Annotated in this window: 22 protein-coding genes; 9 read left to right on the top strand and 13 right to left on the bottom strand. The window is 72.7% G+C overall.

The window, feature by feature from the left end; genetic code table 11:
• Nucleotides 1-93 precede the first annotated feature (93 nt).
• Complete coding sequence (locus ACFYZL_RS21020) at nucleotides 94-639, top strand: hypothetical protein (protein ID WP_384747003.1); 546 nt, start codon at nucleotides 94-96, stop codon at nucleotides 637-639.
• Here ACFYZL_RS21020 and ACFYZL_RS21015 read toward each other — a convergent pair.
• Nucleotides 636-1,208 carry a cob(I)yrinic acid a,c-diamide adenosyltransferase gene (locus ACFYZL_RS21015; RefSeq protein ID WP_384747005.1) on the bottom strand — a complete coding sequence of 191 codons (573 nt, stop codon included), beginning with the start codon at nucleotides 1,206-1,208 and terminating at the stop codon, nucleotides 636-638. The two genes, ACFYZL_RS21020 and ACFYZL_RS21015, sit on opposite strands and share 4 nt — an antisense overlap.
• Before the next feature lie 68 nt (nucleotides 1,209-1,276).
• Here ACFYZL_RS21015 and ACFYZL_RS21010 point away from each other — a divergent pair, with 68 nt between their 5' ends.
• The 4 genes from ACFYZL_RS21010 (at nucleotide 1,277) to ACFYZL_RS20995 (ending at nucleotide 6,462) form a co-directional block, all read left to right on the top strand.
• Nucleotides 1,277-1,669, top strand: coding sequence for a hypothetical protein (locus ACFYZL_RS21010; protein WP_388680763.1), 393 nt, complete (start codon nucleotides 1,277-1,279; stop codon nucleotides 1,667-1,669).
• Between the two features lie 174 nt (nucleotides 1,670-1,843).
• Nucleotides 1,844-2,692 (top strand): 3-hydroxyacyl-CoA dehydrogenase family protein, encoded by an 849-nt coding sequence (locus ACFYZL_RS21005; protein ID WP_384588930.1) that lies wholly within the window; start codon nucleotides 1,844-1,846, stop codon nucleotides 2,690-2,692.
• Nucleotides 2,693-2,887: 195 nt separating this feature from the next.
• Nucleotides 2,888-3,211: an STAS domain-containing protein gene (locus tag ACFYZL_RS21000; RefSeq protein ID WP_030153791.1), complete on the top strand. Its 324-nt coding sequence runs from the start codon at nucleotides 2,888-2,890 to the stop codon at nucleotides 3,209-3,211.
• A 212-nt stretch (nucleotides 3,212-3,423) separates the two neighbouring features.
• Complete coding sequence (locus ACFYZL_RS20995; RefSeq protein WP_388680760.1) at nucleotides 3,424-6,462, top strand: ATP-binding protein; 3,039 nt, start codon at nucleotides 3,424-3,426, stop codon at nucleotides 6,460-6,462.
• Nucleotides 6,463-6,539: 77 nt separating this feature from the next.
• On the opposite strand, the gene nucS is transcribed toward ACFYZL_RS20995, so the two are convergent.
• Complete coding sequence (gene nucS / locus ACFYZL_RS20990; protein ID WP_384747012.1) at nucleotides 6,540-7,211, bottom strand: endonuclease NucS; 672 nt, start codon at nucleotides 7,209-7,211, stop codon at nucleotides 6,540-6,542.
• A gap of 220 nt (nucleotides 7,212-7,431) precedes the next feature.
• On the opposite strand from nucS, the gene ACFYZL_RS20985 reads away from it, so the two are divergent.
• Entirely contained in the window at nucleotides 7,432-7,824 is a 393-nt protein-coding gene (locus ACFYZL_RS20985; protein ID WP_226724241.1) for an SCO5389 family protein, read from the top strand.
• A gap of 83 nt (nucleotides 7,825-7,907) precedes the next feature.
• Here ACFYZL_RS20985 and ACFYZL_RS20980 read toward each other — a convergent pair whose 3' ends face one another.
• Nucleotides 7,908-8,939 carry an LLM class flavin-dependent oxidoreductase gene (locus ACFYZL_RS20980; protein WP_384747014.1) on the bottom strand — a complete coding sequence of 344 codons (1,032 nt, stop codon included), beginning with the start codon at nucleotides 8,937-8,939 and terminating at the stop codon, nucleotides 7,908-7,910.
• Between the two features lie 229 nt (nucleotides 8,940-9,168).
• Between ACFYZL_RS20980 and ACFYZL_RS20975 the strand changes: the two genes are divergently transcribed.
• A complete protein-coding gene (locus ACFYZL_RS20975; protein ID WP_384747016.1) occupies nucleotides 9,169-9,495 on the top strand; it encodes an ATP/GTP-binding protein in 327 nt (108 codons plus the stop codon).
• Between the two features lie 6 nt (nucleotides 9,496-9,501).
• Here the strand turns inward: ACFYZL_RS20975 and ACFYZL_RS20970 are convergent, their stop codons facing one another.
• The 7 genes from ACFYZL_RS20970 to mce form a co-directional block, all read right to left on the bottom strand.
• Entirely contained in the window at nucleotides 9,502-10,317 is an 816-nt protein-coding gene (locus ACFYZL_RS20970; RefSeq protein ID WP_388680755.1) for an ABC transporter permease, read from the bottom strand.
• Nucleotides 10,314-11,429, bottom strand: a complete 1,116-nt coding sequence (locus tag ACFYZL_RS20965; RefSeq protein ID WP_384747020.1) for an ABC transporter ATP-binding protein — start codon at nucleotides 11,427-11,429, stop codon at nucleotides 10,314-10,316. The genes ACFYZL_RS20970 and ACFYZL_RS20965 overlap by 4 nt, the downstream gene beginning before the upstream one ends.
• A 152-nt stretch (nucleotides 11,430-11,581) precedes the next feature.
• A complete protein-coding gene (locus ACFYZL_RS20960; protein ID WP_388680752.1) occupies nucleotides 11,582-12,358 on the bottom strand; it encodes an ABC transporter permease subunit in 777 nt (258 codons plus the stop codon).
• A gap of 2 nt (nucleotides 12,359-12,360) precedes the next feature.
• Complete coding sequence (locus tag ACFYZL_RS20955) at nucleotides 12,361-13,383, bottom strand: ABC transporter ATP-binding protein (RefSeq protein ID WP_384747024.1); 1,023 nt, start codon at nucleotides 13,381-13,383, stop codon at nucleotides 12,361-12,363.
• 114 nt (nucleotides 13,384-13,497) lie between these two features.
• Complete coding sequence (locus tag ACFYZL_RS20950; RefSeq protein ID WP_384747026.1) at nucleotides 13,498-14,436, bottom strand: cellulose-binding protein; 939 nt, start codon at nucleotides 14,434-14,436, stop codon at nucleotides 13,498-13,500.
• Between the two features lie 193 nt (nucleotides 14,437-14,629).
• Nucleotides 14,630-19,186 (bottom strand): polarized growth protein Scy, encoded by a 4,557-nt coding sequence (gene scy / locus ACFYZL_RS20945; protein ID WP_384747028.1) that lies wholly within the window; start codon nucleotides 19,184-19,186, stop codon nucleotides 14,630-14,632.
• A gap of 389 nt (nucleotides 19,187-19,575) precedes the next feature.
• Nucleotides 19,576-20,019: a methylmalonyl-CoA epimerase gene (gene mce, locus ACFYZL_RS20940; protein WP_376658839.1), complete on the bottom strand. Its 444-nt coding sequence runs from the start codon at nucleotides 20,017-20,019 to the stop codon at nucleotides 19,576-19,578.
• A 137-nt stretch (nucleotides 20,020-20,156) separates the two neighbouring features.
• Here mce and ACFYZL_RS20935 point away from each other — a divergent pair, with 137 nt between their 5' ends.
• Nucleotides 20,157-21,359 (top strand): acetyl-CoA C-acetyltransferase, encoded by a 1,203-nt coding sequence (locus ACFYZL_RS20935; protein WP_384747030.1) that lies wholly within the window; start codon nucleotides 20,157-20,159, stop codon nucleotides 21,357-21,359.
• 55 nt (nucleotides 21,360-21,414) lie between these two features.
• Nucleotides 21,415-22,377 (top strand): methylmalonyl Co-A mutase-associated GTPase MeaB, encoded by a 963-nt coding sequence (gene meaB / locus ACFYZL_RS20930; protein WP_384747032.1) that lies wholly within the window; start codon nucleotides 21,415-21,417, stop codon nucleotides 22,375-22,377.
• 187 nt (nucleotides 22,378-22,564) lie between these two features.
• Here the strand turns inward: meaB and ACFYZL_RS20925 are convergent, their stop codons facing one another.
• The 3 genes from ACFYZL_RS20925 to ACFYZL_RS20915 all read right to left on the bottom strand — a co-directional run bounded on the left by ACFYZL_RS20925 (nucleotide 22,565) and on the right by ACFYZL_RS20915 (nucleotide 24,525).
• Nucleotides 22,565-23,116: a PepSY domain-containing protein gene (locus tag ACFYZL_RS20925; RefSeq protein WP_388680746.1), complete on the bottom strand. Its 552-nt coding sequence runs from the start codon at nucleotides 23,114-23,116 to the stop codon at nucleotides 22,565-22,567.
• 122 nt (nucleotides 23,117-23,238) lie between these two features.
• A complete protein-coding gene (locus ACFYZL_RS20920) occupies nucleotides 23,239-23,715 on the bottom strand; it encodes a MarR family winged helix-turn-helix transcriptional regulator (protein WP_384756546.1) in 477 nt (158 codons plus the stop codon).
• Between the two features lie 69 nt (nucleotides 23,716-23,784).
• Nucleotides 23,785-24,525, bottom strand: coding sequence for an AIM24 family protein (locus ACFYZL_RS20915; RefSeq protein WP_384595840.1), 741 nt, complete (start codon nucleotides 24,523-24,525; stop codon nucleotides 23,785-23,787).
• Between the last annotated feature and the right edge of the window lie 21 nt (nucleotides 24,526-24,546).

Genomic DNA, 24,546 nt, shown 5'->3' with positions numbered 1-24,546 from the left:
TGCAGGCCCGGATGGTCAATGGAGACGACGCGGCGGGTCCGGCCGGACGGGAGTCTGGGAGGGAACGGAGAACCGAGCGGACGGGGGAGTCCCATGATCGTCGCGCTGATCATCGCCTGCGAGGTCGGCTTCTGGGTGCTGCTGGCGGCCGGCCTTGCCCTGCGCTACCTCGCGAGGCGGCCCGGGCTCGGGGCGGCGGTCCTGCTGTGCGAGCCCGTGCTGGAGCTGGTCCTGCTGGTGGTCGGCACGCTGGACCTCGCGAACGGCGCGGAGGCGGACTGGAGGCACGGAGTGGCCGCCCTGTACATCGGCTACACCGTCGGATACGGCCACTACACGATCAAGTGGCTCGACGGCCACGCCGCGCACCGGCTGGCCGGGGGGCCGAAGCCGCCCGGCCCCGGCCACGGCAGGGCCCGGGCCGTCCACGAGTGGAAGCTGTGGCTGCGTACGGTCGTCGCCGCCGCGGTGGCCCTCGGCCTGCTCCAGGCCGCGATCGCGTACGTCGGCGACGCGGGCGACGTCGGCTCGCTCCGGGCCTGGCAGCTGGGAGCCCTGCGGGCGGTCGGCATCCACGCACTGGTCGCCGCCACGTACACGATCTGGCCGAAAAAGGCCCCTGCCCCGCAGGGGCTCTAGCGTTCGCCGCCCGGCACCCACAGCACGTCGCCGACCTCCTTGTTGGCCACCCGGGCCAGGATGAACAGCAGGTCGGACAGGCGGTTGAGGTAGGTCGCGGTCAGCGGGTTCATCACCTCGCCGTGCACCTCCAGCGCCGCCCAGGTGGAGCGCTCGGCGCGCCGGACCACGGTGCAGGCCTGGTGGAGCAGGGCCGCCCCCGGGGTGCCGCCGGGGAGGATGAAGCTGCGCAGCTTCTCCACCTGCTCCAGGAAGGTGTCGCAGTCCGCCTCCAGCTTGTCGACGTAGAACTGCTCCACGCGCAGCGGCGGGTACTCCGGGTTCTCGACGACCGGGGTGCACAGGTCGGCGCCGACGTCGAACAGGTCGTTCTGCACGCGGACCAGGACCTTCACGACCTCCGGGGACAGGCCGCCGAGCGCGATCGCCGTCCCGATGGCCGCGTTGGCCTCGTTGGCGTCGGCGTACGCGGAGATCCGCAGGTCGGTCTTGGCCGTACGGCTCATGTCGCCGAGGGCGGTCGTGCCCTTGTCGCCGGTACGGGTGTAGATGCGCGTGAGGTTCACCATGCGGCCAGGGTAGACGGGGCCGCCGGGGAAATTCCGGGCGCGGGCGGGCCCAGGCGGCCGAGGGGCGCGTGGGCGAGGCACTGGACCGCGTCCTCGACCTGCGCGACCACGCGTACGCGTGGACCGGGCACCCGCACCACCCGGGGGAGCCCGGCGCCGCCGAGCACGACGCGCGCGTCTGGGACTACGCGAAGGACCTGCTGCGCGAGGAGCTCACGGCGGGGGAGCCGAACGTCCACGAGGCGGGTGACGTCCTCCACCGGCCGCGTCGCACCCGGGAAGACGTCTGCGCGCTGCCCGCCGCCGACGCCGCGGCCAGGGTCGATGCCCACCACATCGCCGGCCGCGGGTCCATGGCCGTCGAACTCGGCCATCTGCCCGCCGCGCGCGCGGAGCTGGAACGGCTGCGCGAGCCGAGGCGCAGGCTCGTGGACGCCGACGACGACAAGGGCGACGCCTGAACTGTGAGGCAGCGCACGGCTGCTGGGCCGGAACGGTGTGATGTCCGTCATTTGAGACGTGACGCGTGTTACTTCGCGGTCACTCCGCGGCGCCCGGGCGCTAGTCTCCGCCGGAGTGGCTACGAGACCGGGCCCTGACTGGGCCGGGGTCCAATCGAGAACTTGGGGTGTGCAGTGGCTGGGAAGCTCGCCGTCATCGGTGCCGGGCTGATGGGTTCCGGAATCGCTCAGGTCTCCGCTCAGGCAGGTTGGGACGTCGTGCTGCGCGACGTCACCGACGCGGCGCTGACCCGGGGCACGGACGGGATCAAGGCCTCGTACGACAAGTTCGTCTCCAAGGGCAAGCTGACCGCCGAGGACGCCGAGGCCGCGCTCGCCCGCATCACGACGACCACCGACCTGGACGCCGCCGCCGACGTCGACATCGTCGTCGAGGCCGCCTTCGAGAAGATCGAGATCAAGCACGAGATCTTCCGCGCCCTCGACAAGATCGTCCGCGAGGACACGATCCTCGCCTCCAACACCTCCGCCATCCCGATCACCAAGATCGCGGCCGTGACGGAGCGTCCGGAGCGGGTCGTCGGCGCGCACTTCTTCTCGCCCGTCCCGATGATGCAGCTCTGCGAGCTCGTACGCGGCTACAAGACGAGCGACGAAACCCTCGCCGCCACCCGCGCGTTCGCCGAGTCCGTCGGCAAGACCTGCATCGTCGTCAACCGCGACGTCGCCGGCTTCGTGACGACCCGTCTGATCTCCGCCCTCGTCGTCGAAGCCGCGAAGCTGTACGAATCGGGCGTGGCGTCCGCCGAGGACATCGACATCGCGTGCAAGCTGGGCTTCGGTCACGCGATGGGCCCGCTGGCCACCGCCGACCTCACCGGCGTCGACATCCTGCTCCACGCCACCAGCAACATCTACACCGAGTCGCAGGACGAGAAGTTCGCGCCGCCGGAGCTCATGCGCCGGATGGTGGACGCCGGCGACATCGGCCGCAAGAGCGGTCAGGGCTTCTACAAGCACTGAGCCGTCGGGTCCGGGTCGGCCCTGGCCGACCCGGCCACTGAGCACCAGTTCGAACGCCATCACCCCTCGGGGTGAATTAGGTATCGGTTCGCTCACGGTCGGCAACTTCCCTGCCCGTGAGGCAGTCAGTTGCAGTGAGAGTTGCCGACCACGGACCAATCGGACCATACGTACGCGGTACTGCCGGGAGCACACATGCACATCAGGGGCGACCACGCCGAACTCGCTGTCGGGGGCCGCCTCGACGTGCGCAGCGCGGCGGACGCCCGTACGGCCCTCCACACCGCCCTCGACGACGGACACGGCGACCTCGTGCTCGACCTCACCGGACTCGACTCGTGGGACGCCACGGGACTCGGCGTGATCATGGGTGCGCACCGGCGGGCCGGCCGGACCGGACGGCGTCTCGTCCTGCGCGGCGTGCCGCCCCAGATGCAGCGGCTGCTCGTCGCGACCCGGCTGCACCGGATCCTCGCGATCGAGGGCGGCCTGGAAGCCGAGTCCCTCCCCCGGGTCTGACCCCGCCGCCACCGCCCCGACCCCAGGGCCCGCCACCTGCACATTTCCGGCGGAAACGTAACGGTCCGGTGGTGATGGCACCCCTGCGGTTCCCCGCACCGCCGGCCACCGTCTAGGGTTCGGGCGGAAACCGGACCAGTAGCGAGAGCGGCGTGTGCGAAGGCCGGGCGGGAAGACGGCGACGGCGCGCAGCGCGATCGGGGGACTTGGTCATGGACCTTACGCAGGGGCAGACCGATCCGGAGGAGCGTTCCGGGGCCGCGGCCGGCGGGACCCTCCGGACGCCCGCGTCCGCGCCCGCCGCACGGCTGGTCAGCCTGACCGCGGGCGAATTCACCCTCGCCGTCAACCCCGTCGACGGCAGCGAGATCGAAGCGCTGCGCCCGGGCACCGACACCAGCCGCCCCGCCAAGCGCGACGCGGCCTCCCGCGCCGCCCGGGACACCGCCGCGCGTCCGCCCGCGCTGCCCGGACCGCCGATACTCGTCCGGCCCCTCTTCGGACGCGAGCAGGAGCGCGACCGGCTCGTCCGACTGCTCGGCCGCGGCCACTCCGTACGACTGACCGGCCCCGCCGGATCCGGCCGCACCGCTCTGCTCGACGCGGTCGCCGCCCGCTGCGCGGACCTGGCGCCCGACGGCGTCGTACGACTCTCCGGCCACGGGCACCAGCAGCCCGGCGAGGTCCTCCAGGCGCTCTACTCGGCCGTGTACGAGGCCCCGCGCGAGCGGCCCGACCGGATCGCGCTCCTCGCCCGCGTACGGGACATCGGCGCCATCGTCCTCCTCGACGACCTCGACATGGGCGCCGCCGGCCTCGACGAGCTGCTGCGCGCCACCCCCGAATGCGCCTACCTGCTGGCCTCGACCCCCGAGGCGAAGGCCGCCGGTGACGACGCGCACCTCGAAGAGGTCTTCCTCGACGGCCTCGGCAAGGCCGAATGCACGGCCCTCCTGGAGGCGGGCGTCGGACGGCCGCTGACCGATCCGGAGGTCGCCTGGGCGGCCGACCTGCGGTTCGCCTCCGAGGGGCTGCCGCTGCGCTTCGTACAGGCCGCCGCCCTGCTGCGGCAGCGCGACGAGCTCAACCACAGCGACGAGGACGACGACGGGGAAGAGCCCGGCGTCTTCGAGGAACGCCAGCGCGGCGCCGCCCACGTCCCGCTGCCCACGCTCGCCGAGGGCGCGGCCCCGGCCGAGCTGCTGGCCTCGCGGGTCAGCGAATCGGCGCGCGCGGCCCTGCGGATCGCGTGCGCGCTGGGCGGGGAGATGCCGCACCACACGCACCTGCCGGCGTTGGTGGGGGACACCCACGCCGACGCGGCGGTGGCGGAGCTGCTCGCCTGCGGGCTGCTGACCCCGGTCGGCGCCCGCTACCGGCTCGCCGAGGGCGTCGCACGCCAGCTGGAGGAGGCCGGGTACGGGGACACCGCCGCCGAGGAGGCCCGTACGGCCGCCCGGCACTACGCCTGGTGGACCGGGCACTCCTCGGTGACCCCCGAGCGGGTCGCGGTGGAGGCCGAGGCGGTGCTCGCCGCGCTGGGCGGCGCGGACGTCGTGGCGGCCGTACTGCTCGCACGGACGGCGGCCCCCGCGTTCGCGGCCTCGCTGCACTGGGAGGCGTGGGAGCGCGTGCTGCGCGCCGGCGCGGAGGCCGCGCGCAAGGCGGGGGAGGTCGCCGAACAGGCGTACTTCCACCACGAACTCGGCGTGCTCGCCCTGTGCGAGGGGCGCCTGGATCGCGCGCGGGCCGAGCTGGAGACCTCGATCGGACTGCGCGGCGCGCTGGCCGACAAGCGGGGCACGGTGGCCGGGCGGCGCGCGCTGGCACTGGTCGTGGACCGCGAAGCGGCGGGGGGGACCTCGTCCCCGCCACTGCGCCTGGAGCCTCCGGCGGTCCCGGGTGATCCGGCGGCCCGTCCCGGCTCCGGCGGCGCGGCACGCTGGGCGGGCGCCGCTGCCCCCGCCGCACCGGGACGTGCCCCGGCCGGCTCGGACGGTGCGGCCGCGTTCCCCGAGGGCCGGGCGGGCGCCGGTGGCGCCGGCGCTCCGGCGGGGTCGGCCGGTGGCCCGGGCGTGCCCGCTGCTGCGGCGGGCCTTGCGGCGGGTCCGGTGGGGGCGGGTGGCGCCGCCGCCCTCGCCGGGCAGGGCGGTGAGGGCGGAGCCGCGGGCGGGCTCACGCTGCGCGGGCCGGGGTCTGCCGGTGCCGGTGTTCCGGCCGGGCCGACCGGTGGCCCGGGTGCGTCCGGTGGCGCGGCGGGTCTTGCGGGGGGTCCGGCAGGCGCTGACGGCGCCGCCGCCCCGGCGGGTCCGGGTGGCACGGCCGGGGCCCCGGGTGGGCTCACGCTGCGGGGGACCGGGGCGGCCGGCGGCCAGGGCGCGGCCGCGTCCTCGGAGGGCTGGGCGGGCAAGGGCGGGCCCGCGGCTGCCGGTGCCCCCACGGGACAGCGCGGTGCGGCCGGGTCCTCCGGCGGTTGGGCCGGCGCCGGTGCGCCGGGCGGGGGCGAGCTGCGCGGGCCTGGTGTCGGTGGCCCCGGTGTCGGTGCGCGAGGCGGGGTCGAACTGCGGGGGCCCGCGGTCGGTGGCCCCGGTGTCGGCCGTGTCGACGGGGCGGGGAGCACCGGCGCGGTGACGTCGCCGCTGCCCGTGCCGGTTTCACCGGAGGCGGTGACGCGGGTGACCCCCGTGGTGCCGCTGCTGCCGCGTACGGACACGCCCACCACGCTGTCGGCCGTGTTCGAGGACGCGTTCCCGCTCGACCCGAAGCCCGCCGCCGCCCCCGAACCGCAGCCCGCCGCGGGGCGGGACGCGGGCCACGGCCGCCGCCGCAAGGCGCTGATCGCCGGCGCCGGCGCGCTGACGGCGGTGGTGCTGGGCACCGTGGTGAGTCTGGCCATGAGCTCCGAGGACACCACGCCCCCGGCGCAGGGTCCCTCGGTGTCGGCGAACCCGACCCGGGTCGCCCCGTCCTCGGCGCCCGGCACCACCGACCCCGCCGCGCAGCCGCCCGTGGCGCCCGCGACGTCGCAGTCCCCGACCCCGGGGGAGAGCACGGCCCAGACCACCCCGGGCAGGACCCCGTCCCGCAAGCCCTCCTCGACCCCGTCGAAGTCCCAGCCGACGTCCTCGGGCTCGCAGACGTCGGGGACGTCCCCGGACCCGTCGCCCTCGCAGACTTCCGCGTCCCCGTCGGCGACCGTGTCCCCGTCGGCCTCGGCGACCGAGACGGGCCCGCAGCCGGGCACCCCGTAGGGCGCCCCGGCGTACGGGCCCGTCTCGACGGCCTGCGACGGCCTCAGTCCTGCAACGGCCTCAGTCCTGCAACGGCCTCAGAAAAGGCGGAGCTTGTCGTCCTCGATGCCGCGCATGGCGTCGTAGTCCAGCACCACGCAGTCCATGCCGCGGTCCGTCGCCAGCACCTTCGCCTGCGGCTTGATCTCCTGCGCCGCGAACACGCCCCGGACCGGGGCCAGGTGCGGGTCGCGGTTCAGCAGCTCCAGGTAGCGGGTCAGCTGCTCGACGCCGTCGATCTCGCCGCGCCGCTTGATCTCCACGGCCACGGTCGCGCCGGAGGCGTCCCGGCACAGGATGTCCACCGGGCCGATGGCCGTCATGTACTCGCGCCGGATCAGCGTGTAGCCCTCGCCCAGCGTTTCGATGCGGTCCGCGAGGAGCTCCTGGAGGTGTGCCTCCACGCCGTCCTTGATCAGTCCGGGGTCGACGCCGAGCTCGTGGGAGGAGTCGTGGAGGACTTCCTCCATGGTGATGATGAGCTTCTCGCCCGCCTTGTTGACGACCGTCCAGACACCGGCCTCGTCGCCGCTCCCCTCCTTGAGGGTGCACGGAGGCGACATCCAGTTGAGCGGTTTGTACGCCCGGTCGTCCGCGTGGATCGAGACACTGCCGTCAGCCTTCACGAGGATCAGACGGGGTGCCGAGGGCAGATGGGCGGTGAGCCGGCCCGCGTAGTCGACGGAGCAGCGGGCAATGACGAGACGCATGGTCGGCAACGCTACTCGACGAGAAGGCCTCCACGCGATTCGCCCCTGAAAGCCCCCTTCGCCGATGGCGCGTTGTATGCGCATTCTCCTGGTGCGTCACCCATGGGGCGCCTACCGTGGTGAGCGGGAGGTTGCGGAGCGTGCACGCTGCGTCGCGATCTCCTTCCCTGCCCGTAAGGCTCCGGCAACCCAATCGGCCGGGGCCGCGAGAGGAGAACCCATGTCGCTCGACGTCTCACCGGCCCTACTCGAACAGGCCGAGCGAGGCGAGGTCGACGAAGCCGCCTTCGTCGACTGCGTCCGGACCTCCCTGCCCTACGCATGGGAGATGATCAGCTCGCTGGTGGCCCAGCTGAAAGTGGACGGCGGAGAGTTCGCCGACAACCAGACGCCGCCGCCGGACGAGCAGGCGCGTGGGCAGCTGCTGCGCGCTCTCGCGAGTGACGCGATACGAGGTGCCCTGCAGCGCCACTTCGGAGTGCGCCTGGCATTCCAGAACTGTCACCGGGTAGCGGTGTTCCCGCTTGATCCCTCGGTGGACGACCGGTTGGCCAAGTTCACTTCGATCCGGGGCCAGCTGCTCAACCAGTCGCCGGAACTGCGCGACTGCTAGCCCGTACCACTCGCAACACCTCGCACCATTCGCGCAACCTGCCCCACCCGCACCACCCGCACCACCCGTGCCTCCGGCGGATCTCAGCCGAGACGGGGCAGGACCTCGGCGCCGAGGCGCCGTACGTTCTCCTCCGTCGCGGCGAGATCCCCGGAGCCCTCCGTCAGGAGGGCGAAGCGCGTGATGCCGGTCCGGGCGGACGTGGCCGCCAGCCGGTCCGCCGCCAGGGCCGGGGTACCCACCGGGTGCAGGTCGCACAGGAGTTCCGTGTACGCGACGGGATCCCGCATCGAGCGGCTCCGGCCGTCCACCGTCACGTGCGCGTCCAGGCCCTGCTTCAACCAGCCCGGCATCGATTTCAGCAGCGTTTCACGGGCGTCGGCCGTGCTGTCCGCCAGTTGGCACACCCCGGCGGACACATGGCCCGCGCCGGCCACGAAGGCACGGGAGTGGCCCGCCGCCAGCGCGGTGCGCCGCCACAGCGCGACCATCTCGGCCTTGTCCTCGTCCCCGCAGTGCATGCCGAGCAGCATCGGCAGCCCCCGCTCCGCGGCGAGCCTGACGGAGGCCGGCGAGGTACACGCCACGATGACCTCCGGTCCCGTCCCGTCCCCGTCGAGCGCTTCCGAGGGGCGCGGTACGACGGCCACCTCGCGGAAGCCGTACCGCTCGCCGGCCGCTCCCACGCGAGGCTCGGTCAGCCAGCGCCGCAACAGGTCCAGCGCCTCCGGGAAACCGTTCTCGTACGAGTCCAGCCCGCCCTCGAAGACCTCCAGGTCCACCCACGGCCCGCCGCGGCCGACGCCGAGCGTGAACCGGCCCCCGGAGGTCAGGTGCAGCAGGGCCGCCTGCTCGCCGAGGGCCACCGGGTGCGCGTTCGGCAGTACGCTCACCGCCGTGCCCACCCGCAGCCGCCGGGTCCGGCCCAGCAGCAGGGCGGCCAGGGTCACCGCCGAGGGACACACCCCGTACGGGACGAAGTGGTGCTCGGCGAGCCAGACCGCGTCGAGCCCGGCCTCCTCGGCCACCTCCGCCGTCCGCACCGCCCGGTGCAGTGCCTCGCCCTGTCCCTGGCCCGGGAACTGGGCAGCCAGTACAAACGCTCCTACGCGCATCGCCTTTAGCCTCCTCGCGGCTGACGCGGCCTCCCCCAGGTGGACCGGTTCTTCCTATGGCAACAACGTCTGACACGTGCCAAAGGCACGGGCTGACAGGAAAGTTATTGGGATTGTCGGGCCATCTCCCGTCGCGCGGCCGCCTTCCTCGACCACCCTGCGGGTACCGGGGCTCGCTGCGCGTAGTCTGGGAGAAAGTCCCTGCCGTCGGCTCATCCGTGAGGTATACGTGTCACCGCGCCACAACCGCCCCCGAGGCGGCGAGACCCCGGAGGAACGCACCGGCACCGGGTTCGACCGGTACGGGCTGGAGCGCACCGAGGAGTACCTGGGCGAGGACTGGAAGGTGCGGCACGTCGCGGGTGCCAGTGCGGCGGGCAAGCGCTACCGCTGCCCCGGCTGCGACCAGGAGATCCCCTCCGGCACCCCGCACCTGGTGGCCTGGCCGGAGTACGGCGGCGTGGATGACCGGCGCCACTGGCACAAGGCCTGCTGGAACGCGAAGGACCGCCGCACCTCGAAGGTGCAGCGGTCCCGCAACGCGCCCCGGTACTGACGCCGGCTAGACGTCCCGGCGGCCGACGGCCACGTAGGAGGCGGTCACGGCGGCGCCGGCGACCAGCAGGATCAGTACCAAGTGGGAGAAGTCGCTGGTCGGCGGGCCCATGTCGCTCCCGGCCGGCATGCCGAACAGCTTCATCAGGGCCACCGGCGCGTTGTGCCGCAGGATCGTCGCCCCGACGGGCTGGAGCGCCTCCCAGCTGCTGAGCATCCCGCCTATCACCGGCGGCAGCGTGACCAGGCCGAGCATCACGGCGATCGCCCCGGCCGAGTGCCGCAGCAGTGCGCCGACGGCCAGTGCGAGCACGCCGAGCAGGGTCACGTAGAAGGAGCCCGCGATCGCGCCGAGCCACTCGGCCGCCGCGTGCGGTCCGGCCGCGGAGCCGTTGTGGGCGAAGGCGGCGGCGATGCCGACCAGGAAGACGGAGCCCGCGGTGGTGAGGAAGGCCGTGATGCCGAAGACGAGGTACTTCGCAGTGAGCACGCGGTGCCGGTCGGGGGCGGCCGTGAAGGTGGTCCGGGCGAGGCCGGTGGCGTGCTCCGAGGTGATCGTCAGCACGCCGAGGACCATCACCGCGAGCTGCCCCACCAGCAGGCCGAAGAGGGCCGGCGTGGTGAAGGAGATGTTCGCGTAGTCCTGGTCCACGGTCTGCACGACGAAGAGCAGCCCGATGCCGACGACGGTCGCCACGAGAGCCCCGAGCGTCCACAGGGTGGAGCGGACCGAGACCATCTTGGTCCACTCCGAGGCCAGGGCGTGCCCCAGATGCGGCTTCGGTGTCGGCAGCGGCGAGCTGTAGGTGGCCGGGGCGGTCATCGTGCGTCCTCGGGGTCGTTCTTGACGGCGCCGGCGAGCTCGCCGGGGTTGCTCGGCATCAGGAAGGGCCGGCCGCCCGCTCCGGGCGGCGGGGGAGCGAAGAACCCGGCCTGCGGGACCTCCGGGGCGGCCGCGTCCTCCTCCCACGCCGGGACCGTGAGCGGCTCCGGCTCCCACAGCTCTGCCCGGGGGTCCTCGGTGGAGGTGTACTCCACGGAGGACTGGGTCATCCGCATGTACGCCTCCTCCAGCGAGGCCCGGTGCGGTGACAGCTCCCACAGCCGTACGCCGGCCCCGTGCGCGAGGTCGGAGATGCGCGGGAGGTCCAGGCCGGTCACGCGCAGTGCCCCGTCGGCCTCCTGGAGGACCCGGCCGCCCGCCTCGCGCAGGGCCGCACCCAGTGCGTCCCGGCCATCGGGGTCGGTGTCGGCCGCGCGGACCCGAGCGAATCCGGCCGAATTGTGCGTGATGAATTCCTGCGTGCCCATGTCGGCCAGCAGTCGGCCCCGACCGATGACGATCAGGTGGTCGGCGGTCAGCGCCATCTCGCTCATCAGGTGCGAGGAGACGAAGACGGTACGGCCCTCGGCGGCGAGCCGCTTCATGAGGTTGCGCACCCACAGGATGCCCTCGGGGTCGAGGCCGTTGACCGGCTCGTCGAACAGCAGTACCTGGGGGTCGCCGAGCAGGGCGGTGGCGATGCCGAGCCGCTGGCCCATGCCGAGCGAGAAGCCCTTCGTGCGCACCTGGGAGACGTCCTGGAGGCCGACCACCGCCAGCACCTCGTCCACCCGCTTCTCGGGGATCCCCGAGAGCTGGGCGATCGACAGCAGGTGCTTGCGCGCCCGGCGGCCGCCGTGCACGGCCTTGGCGTCGAGCAGGGCCCCGACGTGGCGCTGGGCGTTCGGCAGCTCCCGGAAGGGGTGGCCGTTGATGGTGACCCGGCCGGCCGTGGGTCGGTCCAGGCCGAGGATCATGCGCATGGTGGTGGACTTGCCGGAGCCGTTGGGCCCCAGGAATCCGGTGACGTGACCCGGCTTGACCTGGAAGGACAGCTGGTCGACGGCGGTCTTCGCGCCATAGCGCTTGGTCAGGCCGACTGCCTCGATCATCTTTACTGCCCCTTACCAGGCCGGGACGACTTTCGCCCGCGTAAGGCTTAAGAGGATAACGAGCTTCCCGTGGTTCCGTCCCGTGCCGATCCCCGAGCCGCCCCTGAGGCCGACCCGGGGATCACCCGTAGTCCTTCAGACGGAGGCGGGGCTCACGCGTCCCTCTTCTTGAGGACGAGGTAGCCCCCGAGTACCGCGGCCACCGCCCACAGCACCATGATCCCGAAGCCGCCCCAGGGTCCGTAGGGCGGGACGTCGCCGGCCATCGCGCCCGGGACCACCTGCATGATCTTGGAGCCGGCCTGGTCCGGGAAGTACTGGGCGACCTTCCGGGTCGCGGAGACGACGCCCAGGATGTTCGACACCAGGAAGAAGAACGGCATCAGGATGCCGAGCGACATGACCGAGCTGCGCAGCATGGTCGCGACGCCCATGGAGAACAGGGCGAGCACGGCCATGTAGAGGCCCGCGCCGATCACCGCGCGCAGCACGTGCGGCTCGCCGATGCCGATGGCGCGCTCGCCCAGGATGGCCTGGCCGAGGAAGAAGGACAGGAAGCTGGTGATCAGGCCCGCGACCAGTGCCAGCGAGGTGGCCACGAGGAGCTTGGCCGCGAGGAAGCTCTCACGCCTCGGCACGGCGGCCAGCGAGGTGCGGATCATTCCCGAGCTGTACTCGCTGCTGACGACCAGGACCCCGAAGACGATCACTGCGAGCTGGCCGAGGTTCATGCCGGCGAAGCTGGTCAGCGTCGGGTCGAAGGTGGCCTTCTCCTCGGGCTTCATGCCCTCGAAGTTGCTGTTGATGAACACGCACAGCAGGGCGCTGATCCCCGTGGTGACCACCACGGCGGAGGCCAGGCTCCAGGTGGTGGAGGCGACGGTGCGGATCTTGGTCCACTCGGACCGGAGGACGGCGGAGAAGGACATGGTCACTCGCCGCCCTTGCGCGTCGTCTCGAAACCGGCGCCCCACGCGGGGACGTCGGCCGGCCTGGCCGGGTTGGAGCCGGGGCCTCCCGGGGCGGCGGGCTGCCCGGGGTCGCCCGGAGCGTGGGCGTGGTACTCGACGGAGTCCGCCGTCATGCGCATGAACGCTTCCTCGAGTGAAGCCCGCTGCGGGCTGAGTTCGTGCAGGACGATCCGGTGCTGGGCCGCCAGTTCGCCGAGCCGTTCCGATTCCACGCCGTCGATCTCCAGCGCGCCGGTGGCCGGGACGCTGATGGAACTGATCCCGGCCTCGTGGAGGACGTCCTTCAGCTGCTCCTGCTGCGGAGAGCGGAGTCGGACGTAACTTCGTGCGTTCTGCTGAATGAAATCGGCCATCGACAGGTCCGCCAGCAGCTTTCCCTGGCCGATGACGATCAAATGGTCCGCGGTCAGGGCCATTTCGCTCATCAGGTGGGAGGAAACGAAGATCGTCCGTCCCTCTGCCGCCAGACCCTTCATCAGATTGCGGATCCAGAGAATTCCCTCCGGGTCCAGACCATTGACGGGTTCGTCGAACATGAGGATTTCCGGATCGCCCAGCAGCGCGGAGGCGATTCCGAGGCGCTGGCCCATGCCCAGCGAAAATCCTTTGGACTTCTTCTTCGCCACGGCCGTCAGTCCGACCAGGTCCAGGACCTCCGTGACCCGCCGCTCGGGGATCCGGTTCGACTGGGCAAGGCAGAGAAGGTTGTTGTACGCGCTGCGAGCGCCGTTCATGGCTTTCGCGTCCAGCAGCGCCCCGATGTACTTCAGCGGCTCCGGCAGGTCCCGGTAGTGCTTCCCGTCGATCCGGACCGTACCGCTGGTCGGGTTGTCGAGGTCGAGCATCATGCGCATGGTCGTGGACTTGCCCGCCCCGTTGGGGCCGAGGAAGCCGGTGATCACCCCCGGTCTGACCTGGAAGCTGAGGTTGTCCACGGCGGTCTTGGCGCCGAATCGTTTGGTGAGGCCCTCGAGCTCGATCATGCAGGCCACGCTAGAACGGCCAAGGGCCGTACGCCACCTACGAAAGGTGACGCACGGCCCTGCTTTGGTCGCGAAGCGGGCGAACCGTACCGCCCGGTAACCGCGAACGCGGCGTCAGCGGGTCTGCTGCGCCGGGACGCCGCGGGAGACGGGCTCGTCGTCGACGATCGGGTTGGCCGCCGCGACGGCCGCACCGGTCAGCGTCGCCAGCATCTCGCGGACGTTGGTCAGCTGCGCGTTGATCGAGTCGCGGCGGTTGGTGAGCGCCGCCAGCTCGCGCTCCGACTCGCTGCGGATGCGGTCGGCCTTGGCGTTCGCGTCGGCGACGATGTCCTCGGCCTGGCGCTGCGCGGTCTCCACGGTCTGGCGGGCCCGACGCTCGGCGTCCGTACGCAGCTTCTCGGCCTCCAGGCGCAGCTGCTCGGCGCGGTGCTCGATCTCGGCGAGACGCTTCTCCGCCTTCGCCTGACGCGAAGCCAGGTCGCGCTCGGACTGCTCGCGGCGCTTGGCCAGGTTGGTCTCGAAGTCCGCGGCGGCCTGGGCGGCCTTGGCGCGGGTCTCCTCGAACAGGGCGTCGGCCTCTTCGCGCTTGGAAGCCGCGTCCTTCTGCGCCTCGGCGCGCAGGGTGGCGGCGTCGCCCTTGGCCTTCTCGACGATGCGGACGCCCTCGTCCTCGGCCTTCGACTTGCGGTCGGCGGCGAACGACTCGGCGTCGTTGCGCACCTGCTGGGCAGCCGACTCGGCGAGCTCACGGTGCTGCTCGGCCGCGCGACGGGCCTCCTCGCGCAGGTCCTTCGCCTCCTCCTCGGCCAGGCGCAGGATCTTCTCGACCCGGGCGCCGAGGCCGGCGTACGACGGCTCCGCGTCGCTCACCTGGGCCTGGGCGTTCTGCGTTTCGAGGTGCAGTTCCTCGATCCGCTTTTCCAGAGAGTTGATACGTCCAAGGGCGCTGTCGCGGTCGGAGACCAGCTTGGTAATGCGGTCGTCCACCTGACCGCGGTCGTAACCGCGCCGCACGAGCTCGAAGCCGAAGGGGGAGGAAGGGTCGCTCATGGGGTTCCTGTCGAATGAGACCGATGAGGTGCTGCGTGAGGTGTTAGGGGAATCCTAGGCGCCAGGACGGCGTGTCTTCGAGTCAATCCGCGATTGATCTGGACAATGACACCCCTTTTGAGTGGCAAGGCGACAGAAAGCTTGTCACTCGTTCGCCTGAACCACCGTCAGGAGCACACTCGTCGCGCACGGACTACCCCTCCGACGACTTCCCACCCGAACGAGTGGAACCCGCCGTCGCGCCGGCCTTCGCTCCCCCCGAGCCCTGGCTGCCGATCGACGGCTTCGCGCCGCCCGAAGGCGCCTCGAATGATTCCAACGCCTCAAGAACGTCCTGGACACGGGAGATCTCACCCTGAATGTCCTGCCGCCTGCGCACCAGGACCTCCAACTCACGGCGGCCCTCCTCGACGAGCCGCTCGGCCTCCGCCTTGGCCTCGGCCAGGGCGCTCTCCGCCTCCCGGGCCAGCTCCGCCTTCTTCGTCTCGGCCTCCTTGAGCAGCGCCTCGGCCTTGCGCACCGCGGCGATGCGCACCTTGCTCGCCTCGCTGCTCGCGTCCGACACCAGCGCCTTGGCCTTCGCCTCGGCCTCGACGCTCTGCTCGGTCGCCGCGCGCACCAGCTTGTCCACGCGCTCACCGGCCGACTTCATCTGCTCGGCCGACTCCCGGCGGGCCCGCTCGTGCAGCTCCTCGACCTCCGACTCGACGCGGCCGCGCAGCTCTTCCGCCCGTTCCCTTATGGCCGCGGCGTCCGAGCGCGCGCCGACCAGCAGCTCGTCGGCGTCCGTACGGGCCTTCTCCACCAGGGAGTTGCCCTCGACGGTCGCCTCCGAGGTGATCCGCGCGGCCTCCTTGCGGGCCGCGTCGACCATCGCGTCGGCCTGCTCCTCGGCCCCCGTGGTGGCTGCCAGGGCCTGCTTCGCCGCCTCGGCGGTGAGCTTGTCCGCCTCCGCCGCGGCCTCCGTGATGAGCCGGTCGACCTGCTCCGCGGCCTCGCTGCGGCGCTTGTTGGCCGCCTCGCGCGCCTCGTCCAGCAGCCGCTCGGACTCGTCGCGGGCCTCGCCTCGGATGCGCTCGGCCTCGGTCGCCGCCTCCGCCTTGACCCGCTCGGCCTCCGACCGGGTACGGGTGGCGTGCTCCTGCGCCGAGGACAGGGACTCCGCTGCCTCCGCGCGCAGCCGCTCGGCCTCGTTCGCGGCCTCGCCGACGGTCCGCTCGTTCGCCTTGCGGGTCTCGGCGGTGAGCCGGTCCGCTTCCGCGGCGGTCTCCGCGGTGAGCTTGTCGGCCTCCGAAGCGGCTTCGGTGATGAGCCGGTCCGCCTGCTCGGCCGCCTCGCTGCGCAGCCGGTTGGCCTCGGCGCGGGCCTCGTCGAGGGTCCGCTCGGACTCCCGCTCGGCGCTCGCCAGGGTCTCGTTCGCCGCGGCCGTGACGCGCTCCGCCTCCGCGGTGGCCTCGCCGATGATCCGGCCGCCCTCCGCCCGCGCGTCCTCCAGGACCTTCGCGGCCTCTGCGACCGTGGCCTCGTTGGCCGCGCGCGTCTCGTCGACCAGCCGGTCGCCCTCGGTACGGGCGTCGACCAGCACGCGCGTCGCGTCCCGCTCGGCCGATACCAGCGCCTCGGCCGCCTGGGCCGTGAGTCGTTCCGCCTTCGTGCGCAGTGCCTCCGCGGCGGCCTGGGCCTCGCCGACGGTGGCCTCGTTGGCCGCGCGGGTCTCCTCGGTGAGGCGCTCGGCCTCGGCCGTGGCCTCGGTGATGAGCCGGTCCGCCTGCTCGGCGGCCTCGGTGCGCAGCCGGTTGCCCTCGGCCCGGGCCTCGTCCAGGGTGGCCGCCGCCTCGGCGCGGGTCGCGTCCGCGGCCTCGGCGGCCTCGCGGGTGAGCCGCTCGGCCTCCGCCGCCGCCTCGCCGACGGTCTCCGCGTTCGCGGCGCGGGTCTCCTCGGTGTGCCGCTCCGCCTCCGCGGTGGCCTCGGCGGTGATCCGGGCCCCCTCGGCGCGGGCCGCCTCCAGGGACTCCGCCGCCTCGCCGCGGATCCGGTTCGCGTCCTCGCGGGCGTCCGCCCGGGTACGGGCCGCGTCCCGCTCGGACGCGGCCAGCGCGTCCGTGGCCTCCGTACGCACCCGCTGCGCGTACTCCGCCGTGTCGCTGCGCAGCTGCTCCGCCTCGGCGATCGCGTCGGCGACCGTGCGCTCGGCCAGGGCCTTCGCCGCGTCCGTCTCGGTGCGGGCCTCGCCGCGGATCCGGTTGGCGTCCTCGGTGGCCCGCTCCCGCTCCGCGTACGCGTCGGCGCGGACCCGCTCGGCCTCTTCCTCGGCCTCCGTCTTCGTACGCTCCGCCGCGTGCTCGGCGGCACTGCGCAGCCCGCTGACCTCTTCCTCGGCCTGCTCGTGCAGACCGGCCACGGCGTCGCGCACCTGCTGTGCGGTGGCCTCCGCCGCCGACACGACCTCCGACGCGCGCCGCTCGGCCTCCTCGGTCAGCCAGACCGCCTCGGCCTGCGCCTCCTCGGAGCGCTTGCGCGCCTGCGCCAGCAGTTCCTCGCTCTGCTCGCGGGCCTGGGCCCGCTCGCTGTCCGCGTCGGTCCGCGCCGAGGCAAGGGTCTCCTCGGACTCCCGGCGGCGCCGGGCGGCCTCCTCCTGCGCGGCGGCCAGCGCCTCCGCGGCCTCCTCGGCGACCCGCTCGGCCGCCGCCTTCGCCTCGGCGCGCAGCCGGTCCGCGGTCTCCTGCGCCTCGGTGCGCACCCGCTCGGCCTCGGTCTCGGCCTCGCTGCGCAGCCGTACGGCGACCTGCTCGGCCTCGGCGCGCACCCGGCCCGCGTCGTCCGCGGCGTCGGTGCGCAGCTGGTCTGCCTCGGCCTCCGACTGCGTCTGGAGCGTGCGGATGCGCTCCGCGGACTCGGCGCGGAGCCGGTCGGACTCCTCGGCCGTCTCCCGGCGGATGTTCTCCGCCGCCGCGCGGGCGTCGCGCAGCGTCTGCTCGGCCGTGGCCAGCCGGCCCTCGGCCTCCGTGTGCAGCCGTACGAGCTCCTCGTCGGCCTCCGCGCGCTTCGCGGCCAGGGACTGCTCGGTCTCCTCGCGCCGTGCGAGGGCCGCCGCCTCCGCCTCGGCCAGCGCGGCCTGCGCCTGCTCCTCGGCCTCGGAGCGCATCCGCTCCGCCTCGGCGCGGGTCCGCTCCAGGGTCTCCTCGGCCTGCCTGCGCAGCGTGCCGGCACGCTCGACGGCCTCGGCGCGGACCCGCTCGCTCTCGGCGGTCGCCCCGCCGCGCAGCTCGTCCGCGTCCGCCTTGGCCTTGCCGAGCAGCTCTTCGGCGGTCCGGGCCGCCTCCTCGATCTGCTGGACCGCCTCGCGGCGGGCCTCGCCGCGGATCCGCTCGCCCTCGGCGACGGCCTCCGCGCGCAGCTGCTCGGCCTCGCCGCGCAGCCTGCGGGCCTCCTCCTGGAGCTCGACCGTGCGGGCGCGGTACTCCTCGGTGTCGTCCTTCGCGGCGCCCTTGAGCTCATCGGCCGTCGCCGCGGCCTGGAGGCGCAGCCGGTCGGCCTCCGCCTCGGCCTCGCGACGGATCCGCTCGGCCTCCTCGGACGCGGCGCGGGTGGTGGCCCGGGCGTCCTCCGAGGCCTTGTTCAGCACGTCCTCGGCGGTGCGGGCGGCCTTCGCCAGCTGCGCCGCCATGTCCTCGGCGGCGGCCGTACGGGCCAGCTCCCCGGCCTCGGTGCGCAGCCGCTCGGCCTCCGCGCGGGCATCGGCCAGGGTGTGCTCGGCCTCCGCCTTGAGGGTCTCGGCCTCCTTGGTGGCCTCGCCGACCAGCCGGGCGACCTGCTCCTTGGCGGTGCGGGTGCGCTGCTCGTTGACGGACTCCGCCGACGAGAGCTGGCGGGCCGCGCTCTCCTTGGCCTCGGCGAGGAGCTTCTCGGCCTCGGCCCGGGCTCCGCGCAGCGCGGCATCGGCCTCCTGGGCCCGCGCCTCGGCCACCCGGCCGAGGTCGAGGGTCTGCTGCCGGGTCTGCTCGGCCTCGGCGGAGGTGGTGGAGCGCAGCCGCTCCGCGTGCTCGGTGGCCTCCTGGGCCTGCGTGGAGGCGGCGGTCAGCAGCCGCTCGGCCTCCTTGCGGGCGCGCAGCAGCGTGGCCTCGGTCTCCGCGCGCGCGGCTTCCGCGTCGGCGGCGATCCGGCGCCGGGTCTCCTCGGCGACGCGGGCGGCCTCGGCGCGTGCGGCGTTCAGGGACTGCTCGGCCTCGGCGCGGGACTCCTCCAGGAGCCTGCGCGCCTGGGACTCCGTACGGGCGCGGAGCTGCTCGGCCCACGCCACGTTCTCGTTGACGTGCGCCTCGACGGTCTGGCGGCGCTCGTTGAGCTCCTGGTCCAGCCGCTGGCGGCGGTTGACGGCCTCGGCGTGCAGCTCCGCCTGGAGCCGGGCCTGGTGCTCGGCGTGCTCCTGGAGGATGCGCTGGGTCTGGGCCCGGGCGTCGCGGAGCTCGCGCTCGGCGTCGGAGCGCATCTGGTCGGCCTGGATCTGGGCGTTGCGGAGCAGTTGCTCCGCCTGGTAGCCCATGTCCGCGCCGTCGTAGGCGGGTCGGGACGCCAGGGCCCGTCGCACCTCGTGGAGCTTGGCGCGCAGCACCTCGACCTGGTACCCCAGGTCCTCAGCGTGCTGGACGGCCTTCCCGCGCTCCTTCTTCAGCCGCTCCATCTCGGCCTCGAAGCGCGAGAGATGGTCGGCCTCGGCCTGATGGCTCTCCTGGCTTTCGTAGCCCCGCACAGCGCGGTCCCATCCGTCCCCTGGTCGCAAGCTCACTCCCAATGAGCATCGCTCGCCCGCTGAACGACGCCCCCGGGGGAATGGTGTCAGATATCGGGGCAGAGCTCACAGGCCCCGACCCCGTCTCCGCACCGGAACCCCGGCCGAGCCATGGCCACTCTACCGGCCGGGGATACGGGACATCAGTGCGCTCTTGCGGCTGCTCCGGGAGGCGGGCTCGCGGCAATTCCCCCGCCGGGTCCGCGGAGGGGTGTTTTGCGGCGTTCGACCGTGGATGCGGAGCGTTCGGGTCCGCAAGGGCGGACCGCCCGGCATGTGATCAAGAAAACGCGCGGTGTCCGCACGGCGGACGGCACACCACGGCGGTGGTGTGCCGTGACGCGGGAGCGTCAGTGGTGATCGGCCGACTGCTCGGGGTTGGAGGTGACGAGCTCGGTCAGGACGCCGTGGCAGTCCTTGGGGTGCAGGAAGGTGATCGAGGAGCCCATGGAGCCGGTGCGGGGCTGGTCGTACAGGACGCGGACGCCCTTGCCGCGGATGGCCTCGGAGTCACCGAGGACGTCCTCGGTGCCGAAGGCGATGTGGTGGACGCCCTCGCCGTTCTTCGCCAGCCACTTGCCGACCGCGGAGTCCTCGCGGGTGGGCTCCAGGAGCTGGAGGTAGGAGGCGCCGCCGTCCGAGGTCTCGTTGATCTTGAGCATGGCCTCGCGGACACCCTGCTCCTCGTTGACCTCGGAGTGGAACACCTCGAAGCCGTACGTGGCACGGTAGAACTCGACGGTCTTGTCCAGGTCGAAGCAGGCGATCCCGATGTGGTCGATTCTTGTCAGCATGGGACCAGTGCACCGCCCGCGGGGGTGGTCACGCAACGTGCCAGCGATCACACCGACAGGCCGGTGACGACGCGGGTACCGCTCAGTACATTCGGGTAAACCCTCGTTCACTCCTCATCTTCAAGGGGCTGTGCCTCATGTCCGGAACGAACAACACCACGTCAGTGATCGTCGCCGGGGCCCGCACCCCCATGGGGCGGCTGCTCGGCTCGCTGAAGTCCTTCTCGGGTGCCGACCTCGGCGGCTTCGCCATCAAGTCCGCGCTGGAGCGGGCCGGGATCTCCGGCGACCAGGTCCAGTACGTCATCATGGGCCAGGTCCTGCAGGCCGGCGCGGGCCAGATCCCGGCCCGCCAGGCCGCCGTCAAGGCCGGCATCCCCATGAACGTCCCGGCACTGACCATCAACAAGGTGTGCCTCTCGGGCCTCGACGCGATCGCGCTGGCCGACCAGCTCATCCGCGCGGGCGAGTTCGACATCGTGGTCGCGGGCGGCCAGGAGTCCATGACCAACGCCCCGCACCTGCTGCCGAAGTCCCGCGAGGGCTTCAAGTACGGCGCCATCGAGATGCTCGACGCGATGGCCTACGACGGCCTCACCGACGCCTTCGAGAACATCGCGATGGGCGAGTCCACCGAGAAGCACAACACCCGCCTCGGCATCGAGCGCGCCCCGCAGGACGCGTTCGCCGCGGCCTCCCACCAGCGGGCCGCCGCCGCGCAGAAGAACGGCGTCTTCGAGGCCGAGATCACCCCGGTCGAGATCCCGCAGCGCAAGGGCGACCCGGTCGTCTTCTCGCACGACGAGGGCATCCGCCCCGAGACGACCGTCGAGTCCCTCGGCAAGCTGCGCCCGGCCTTCGCGAAGGACGGCACCATCACCGCCGGCACGTCCTCGCAGATCAGCGACGGCGCTGCCGCCGTCGTCGTGATGAGCAAGGCCAAGGCGGAGGAGCTGGGCCTGGAGTGGATCGCCGAGATCGGCGCCCACGGCAACGTGGCCGGTCCCGACAACTCGCTGCAGTCGCAGCCGTCCAACGCGATCCTGCACGCCCTGAAGAAGGAGGGCCTGGAGGTCGCCGACCTGGACCTCATCGAGATCAACGAGGCCTTCGCGGCCGTCGCCGTGCAGTCAATGAAGGACCTCGACGTGGACCCGGAAAAGGTGAACGTCAACGGCGGCGCCATCGCCCTGGGTCACCCGATCGGCATGTCCGGCGCCCGCGTGGTGCTGCACCTGGCGCTGGAGCTGAAGCGCCGCGGCGGCGGTGTCGGCGCGGCCGCGCTGTGCGGTGGCGGCGGGCAGGGCGACGCGCTGATCGTGCGCGTGCCGCAGGCCTGACGGCCGCAGTCCCATCCGGTCCGTACCCCAGAAGCACCCGAGGAGCGCAGCACGTATGACGGCGGTGGACGTCCCCCAGCTGGTGGCCCAGGCCCGTGAGGGCAGGCCGAGAGCGGTGGCCCGGCTGATCTCGCTGGTCGAGGGGGCGTCCCCGCAGCTGCGGGAGGTGATGGCCGCCCTGGCCCCGCTGACGGGCGGGGCGTACGTGGTGGGCCTGACCGGGTCGCCGGGCGTCGGCAAGTCCACGTCGACCTCCGCATTGGTGACCGCGTACCGCAAGGCCGGGAAGCGGGTCGGCGTCCTCGCCGTCGACCCGTCCTCGCCCTTCTCGGGCGGGGCGCTGCTCGGCGACCGGGTGCGGATGTCGGACCACGCCTCGGACCCGGGCGTGTACATCCGGTCCATGGCCACCCGGGGGCACCTGGGCGGTCTGGCGTGGGCCGCGCCGCAGGCGATCCGGGTGCTGGACGCGGCCGGCTGCGACGTGATCCTGGTCGAGACGGTCGGGGTCGGGCAGTCGGAGGTGGAGATCGCCTCGCAGGCCGACACCTCGGTGGTGCTGCTGGCCCCCGGGATGGGCGACGGGATCCAGGCCGCGAAGGCGGGCATCCTGGAGATCGGCGACGTGTACGTGGTGAACAAGGCCGACCGGGACGGCGCGGACGCCACGGCCCGGGAGCTGAACCACATGCTGGGGCTGGGGGAGGCGCGCGGCCGCGAGGACTGGCGGCCGCCGATCGTGAAGACGGTCGCGGCGCGGGGCGAGGGCGTCGACGAACTCGTCGAGGCGCTGGAGAAGCACCGGGCGTGGATGGACGAGCGCGGGGTGCTGGCCGAGCGGCGGGCGGCGCGGGCCGCGCGGGAGGTGGAGACCATCGCCGTCACCGCGCTGCGGGCGAGGATGGCCGATCTGCACGGCGATGCGCACCTGGACGCGCTGGCGGGGCGGGTCGCCGCCGGTGAGCTGGATCCGTACGCGGCGGCCGACGCGTTGCTGGCGACGCTGACGGAGGGCTGACCGCTCGGGCGCGGAGCGCTTGGGCGCGGGGTGCGGTGCGGCGCCGTTGCGGGGGCTCTGCCCCCGGGCCCCCGCGCCTCAAACGCCGGCGGGGCTGAAAGATCGGGGCGCTGCCCCGGACCCCGCGCCTCAAACGCCGGCGGGCTGGATGTGCCGGCCGGGCCGGGTGCGCCGGTGGGGGCTGGGTTCAGTCGTTGTCGTTGTCGTTGGAGTCCGAGCCGGAGGCGGTGACCTTGGCCGTCGTGGGGTCCACGTGGGCGTTCCAGGTCTTGCCGTTGGATTCCTTGACCTCGACGTGCCAGTAGGTCGCGCCGTCGTCGTCGTCCCATTCGACCGCCCAGGCCGTGCCGGGGTGGGCTGCCACGGCGGCCTTCATCGCCTGCTGGGCGGTGACCTTGGCGGCGAGCAGGGCCTTGTACTCGCCCGGGTCGTCGTTCGTGTCCTTGCCGACCTGGGTGACCTTGCCGTTCGAGGCCACCTCCAGCTCGGCGTGGCCCTTGCCGTCCTTGCTGATCACGTCGACGTGCCAGACGGAGCCGTCCTTGTCGAGGGACTCGACGACGCCGGGGTACTTCTTCAGGGCTGCTTCCGCGGCCCCCTGGGCGTCCAGGTCGGCCCGGGCCACCGCCGCGGGGGCGGTTCTCGCCGTGTCGGCGGTTGCCGCTGCCGCGGCCGCCACCGGGCCTCCCACGATCAGGACCACGGACGCGGCCGCGGAGATGTACACGTTGCGCTTCATGGCTTGGACCTCCTCAGGCCGGCCATGGCGCTTACGGTTGCTCGGCGATCGGCCGGCAGCGGGCGGATAGTGCCCATTGTCCGGCCGACCGCGCGGCGGCGCGCGGTGGCGCTCGGCGGGCCTCAGGCCTTGCCGCGATTGGCGCGCAGGTGCTCCGCCACCGGGGTCAGGGAGGCGCGGATGGCCGCCAGGTCCTCCGGGGCCAGCAGGTCGATGAAGTGCCGGCGGACCGATGCCACGTGGTGCGGGGCGACCTTGCGCATGGTCTCCATGCCCTGGTCGGTCAGCACCGCGTACAGGCCCCGGCGGTCGGACTCGCAGTTCACGCGGACGACGAGGCCGGCCGCCTCCATGCGCGTGATCTGGTGGGACAGCCGGCTCTTGGACTGCAGGGTCGCGGTCGCGAGATCGCTCATCCGCATCCGGTGGTCGTCCGACTCCGAGAGGTTCACGAGGATCTCGTAGTCGTTGTTGGTGAGCCCGAAGGGCTGGAGATCCTTTTCCAGCTGGTGCATCAGCAGCCTGCTGACGTCCAGGTGGGTGCGCCAGAGGCACTGCTCGGCGTCCGTCAGCCAGCGGGTGGCGGTCTCGGTCTCCATGGTCTCCATGAGTGAACTCTACCTAAGAAGTTGAATTACGTACAAAAATCGGCGGGATGGTCGTGCGGATCACAGTCCGAGGCGGCGCTGCAGATCACCCAGCTGCCCCGGCATCCGCGGCACGCCCAGCTGACCCAGCGGTCCCTGGCCGGCCCCCGGAACGCCCTGCGCGTTGCCCGTGGCCGCGCCGGCGCCGACCGCTCCCACGTTCTGCTCCGCCATCAGCATCTCCGAGGACTGGAGCAGCACCGTGCCCGCCCCCACGAACTCGAACTGGTGCTCCTCGCCCGAAGTTCCCCCGATGCCCGTGAGCGAACGCAGCCCGCCCATGACCCCGGACATGTAGCCGTGGTCGTAGTGGTGGCACGGGGAGGGGCAGTCCGCCCAGCCCACGAGCGCCTGCGGGTCCACGCGCAGCGGCGGCTCCATGAACACCACCGGCCCGTTGGAGGCAGCCACGAACTTGCCGGTGCCGATCAGCGTCAGGAAGCCCGGGACGATCGACTGCTTGAGGGCGAGGGACGGCTGGTAGGCGAGCAGGTTGCCCGACCGGATCGTCAGGTTGCCCTTGTCCAGGTCGTACGAGTTCACGTCGAAGGCGCGGTCGGCCAGCAGCATCTTGCCCTGCCCCTCGGCCACCACCCAGTCACTGGCGTGCAGCGGCGAGTGGAAGCTGGTGCGCAGCAGGCGGTCGAAGCGGCCGTTGCCGATGCCGTTGAACTCGATGCTCCCGTAGTACGAGATCATCTTGCCCTTCTGCAGGAACCACTGGCTCCCCTTGAGCTCCACGCAGAAGGTGTAGGCGTTCACGTTGTCGTCGGAGGGGAGCGT

The organism is Streptomyces sp. NPDC001717 (assembly GCF_042892775.1).
Lineage (GTDB): Bacteria > Actinomycetota > Actinomycetes > Streptomycetales > Streptomycetaceae > Streptomyces.
The sequence above is the reverse complement of the archived record's forward strand: the minus strand, read 5'-3'. Positions and strand labels throughout refer to the sequence as shown.